We start from the raw sequence: 3,594 nt of genomic DNA on the forward strand, positions 1-3,594 counted from the left end.
ATCCAGGGTGAATTAGATAAGTCGATAAAAAAATATCGTAAAAAAGCCAAGGTTAAGGGTTTTCGGCCGGGAAAAGTTCCGGCTAATATCGTGAAAAACCTTTATTTTGATCAGATCAGGGCTGAGGTGATGGAAGATCTGGTGCAAAAAGTCTACCTTGAAGCTTTAAATGAGACAAAATTGATTCCTTTAGCTCGTCCTGAGATTGAAAACCTTTCTTTTGGCGATGAGAATGATTATCTTTCCTATGAAGCAATCATTGAAGTTAAGCCTCAGTTTGAAATAGAAGGATATATGGGTCTGGAGCTTGAAAGAGAGCCGGTGGAAGTAACGGACCAGGATAGAGAGGAAAGCATGGAAGGCCTGCGCCAGGCTTATGCCCATTTCGCCCCGGTTGAGGATCGCCCGGCCAAGGAAGGTGATACCCTGATTATTGATTTTGTCGGCAAGGTAGATGGGGAGGAATTTCCCGGAGGCGCAGCCTCAGAATACACGGTGGAAATTGGCTCTGGCAGCTTTATCCCTGATCTGGAAAAACAATTGGTTGGTTTGGAACTGAATGAAACCCGTGATCTTGAAGTTACTTTCCCTGAAGATTATCACCATAAAGAACTGGCGGGAAAACCTGCTGTTTTTACGGTAACTGTTAATGAAATTAAGGAGAAAAAGCTTCCTGAGATTAATGATGATTTTGCCGCGGATGTATCAACTGGGCAAATAACCTCTCTGGATAAGCTTAAAGATAAACTTGAGGATGGGGTTAAAGCCCGTAAAGAGGATTTAGTTCGCCGGAAACTGGTTGATGATTTGTTAGTAAAATTGCGTGACCTGGTTGATTTTGAAATTCCTGAATCCTTGGTTAAAAATGAAAAAGAATCCATGGTGCAGGGGATGAAATCCCGTTATCAGAGCCAGGGGATTGATGCTGTAATGATTGACCAAATGGTGGCTGCCAACCTGGAAAAGATTGCCGAAGATGCAGCCCGAACAGTTAAAAATACTTTAATTCTTGAACAAATAGCTGATCGTGAAAAGATAACGGCGACCCAGGATGAAATTAATAATCAATTGCAAAAGTTTATTGCCCAGTCTGGACAGAACCCGCAGGCATTAAGGGAATACTTTCAGGGCCGTGAAGCGGAGCTGCAGGAGATGCTTCATAACCAGGCTCTGATGGATAAGCTTATTGATTATCTGTTGGAGAAAGCTACCTATGCAGAAAAATAATTTTATTTAAGGATTGAATATTATGAGTTATGTACCGATGGTGGTTGAACAGAGCCCGAATGGTGAACGGGCCTACGATATCTATTCACGTTTGTTGAAGGACCGGATTGTTTTTCTGGGAACAGCTGTAGATAACCAGGTGGCCAACGCTATTATTGCCCAGCTTCTTTTCCTGGAAGCCGATGATCCTGATAAGGATATCAATATTTATATAAATTCCCCCGGAGGGTCTGTCTCTGCCGGGTTGGCAGTTTATGATACCATGCAGTTTGTTAAACCGGATGTGACCACCATTTGTGTGGGACAGGCGGCCAGCATGGGGGCGTTGCTTTTGTCTGCCGGGGCGGATGGGAAAAGGTACGCTTTGCCCCACGCAACAATTATGCTCCACCAGGTTATGGGTGGAGTTTCCGGACAGGCTTCAGATGTTGAAATTCATGCCCGGGAGATTCTGCGGTTAAAAAAGTCATTGAACCAGATATTACATCGTCATACCAAAAAGACCATGAAAAATATCCAGGTTGATACTGATCGAGATTTTTTTATGTCAGCACAACAGGCTAAAGATTATGGTGTAATTGACGAAATCATTGAGCATCGATTGGTTCGCGAGAAGGTGGAGAAAAAATGAAACGGGATAAAGAAAGTGGTTTGCTCAGGTGTTCGTTCTGCGGCAAGGATCAGAATAGTGTGAAAAAGCTCATTGCGGGTCCGTCAGTGTTTATCTGCAATGAGTGTATTGAACTGTGTAATAATATTATTTCCGGTGAACTGGAGAAAGAGTCCCTGACCAAATTTAGGGAGGATATTCCTGTGCCGCGGGAGCTCAAGGATAGCCTGGATGAATATATTATTGGTCAGGAGGTGGCCAAGAAAAAACTTGCTGTTGCCGTCTATAATCATTACAAACGGGTTGCTGCCCAGGAATATGACGATGACCAGGAAGTAGAACTGCAAAAAAGTAATATTGTCCTGATTGGTCCAACTGGCTGCGGTAAAACCCTGCTGGCCCAGACATTAGCTCGTATCATCCAGGTTCCCTTTACCATTGCTGATGCCACCAACCTGACGGAGGCTGGTTATGTTGGTGAGGATGTGGAAAACATCCTGGTTTCATTGTTGCAGGCTGCGGATTATGATATTGAACTGGCATCCAGGGGTATTGTCTATATTGATGAGATAGACAAAATTGCTCGCAAGGGAGACAGCCCTTCCATTACCCGTGATGTATCGGGTGAAGGGGTGCAACAGGCCCTGTTGAAAATTCTTGAGGGAACGGTTGCCAGTGTTCCCCCCAAAGGTGGTCGTAAACATCCGCAGCAGGAATTTATCAAACTGGACACCCGTGATATTCTTTTTATCTGCGGTGGAGCTTTCAATGGCCTGGATGAAATAGTCCAGCGGCGTTTGCGTGGTAACGTTCTGGGATTTAATTCGATCATTAAAGACAAAAGTGAAATGACGGCTGAAGAGGTTCTTAGCCAGGTAACCCCTGCAGATTTACTCAAATATGGCTTGATTCCAGAATTTATCGGGCGGCTGCCGGTGTTGGCAGCTTTGGGAGAACTGGATGAGGAGGCTTTGGTTCGCATTCTTACCGAACCCAAGAATTCCCTGGTAAAACAGTATAAAAAGATGTTTGCCATGGATAAGGTGGAACTGGAATTTTCCGGGCGGGCCTTGCAACGAATTGCGGTCAAGGCAACCGAGCAAAAAACCGGTGCCCGGGGGTTACGTTCTATTATCGAGTCGGTGATGACCGATATTATGTTTGACCTGCCGCAAATGGATGCCAGCCGCTGCGTTATTGAAGAAGAAGTGATTGACGGTAATGGTACTCCGTTGCTGGTTTTTGAAAAAGGGAAAAAGAGCCAAAAGGAGCCGGATAAGGCCTATGGCAGCTGAGTTTTTGCTTGACATGCCTTTAAGGTGGTTGTAATAAGGTCAAAGTTTTAAATTATCTTAATAACAAAAGGGGGATTATTGTTATGACAAAGGCTGAATTGGTCGAGGGAATTGCTGGAAAAGCAGGTGTTTCCAAGGCCGCCTCGGAGAAAGTATTGAAGGCTTTCATGGAAGAAGTTAAAGGCGGAATTAAAAAGGGTGAAAGAGTCACTCTGGTAGGTTTCGGTACTTTTTATGCGGCTGAACGTCCTGCACGGATGGGTCGGAATCCCCGTACCGGGGAAGAAATTAAAATTCCTGCCTGTACGGTTCCGAAGTTCAAGGCTGGTAAGGCTTTAAAGGATGATCTGAACTAAAGCTGTTTGTGTGGGCGGGTAGCTCAGCTGGGAGAGCACCGGCCTTACAAGCCGGGGGTCACAGGTTCGATCCCTGTTCCGCCTATTCTGCTGCATAAGGTTTGCT

The 3,594-nt window shown here is 45.0% G+C and carries 4 protein-coding genes and 1 tRNA gene; all 5 read left to right on the forward strand.

Features of this window, described 5'->3' with window-relative positions; translation table 11 throughout:
* Positions 1 to 1,227: trigger factor (gene tig / locus U9P07_11520; protein MEA2110036.1), on the forward strand; the 1,227-nt coding region annotated here is incomplete at its 5' end.
* A gap of 22 nt (positions 1,228 to 1,249) precedes the next feature.
* Entirely contained in the window at positions 1,250 to 1,858 is a 609-nt protein-coding gene (clpP, locus tag U9P07_11525) for an ATP-dependent Clp endopeptidase proteolytic subunit ClpP (GenBank protein MEA2110037.1), read from the forward strand.
* Positions 1,855 to 3,132 (forward strand): ATP-dependent Clp protease ATP-binding subunit ClpX, encoded by a 1,278-nt coding sequence (gene clpX / locus U9P07_11530; GenBank protein ID MEA2110038.1) that lies wholly within the window; start codon positions 1,855 to 1,857, stop codon positions 3,130 to 3,132. The genes clpP and clpX overlap by 4 nt, the downstream gene beginning before the upstream one ends.
* 83 nt (positions 3,133 to 3,215) lie before the next feature.
* A complete protein-coding gene (locus U9P07_11535) occupies positions 3,216 to 3,488 on the forward strand; it encodes an HU family DNA-binding protein (GenBank protein ID MEA2110039.1) in 273 nt (90 codons plus the stop codon).
* A gap of 12 nt (positions 3,489 to 3,500) precedes the next feature.
* Positions 3,501 to 3,573, forward strand: a tRNA-Val gene (locus U9P07_11540).
* The last annotated feature ends 21 nt before the right edge of the window (positions 3,574 to 3,594 follow it).

The organism is Pseudomonadota bacterium, assembly GCA_034660915.1.
Lineage (GTDB): Bacteria > Desulfobacterota > Anaeroferrophillalia > Anaeroferrophillales > Anaeroferrophillaceae > DQWO01.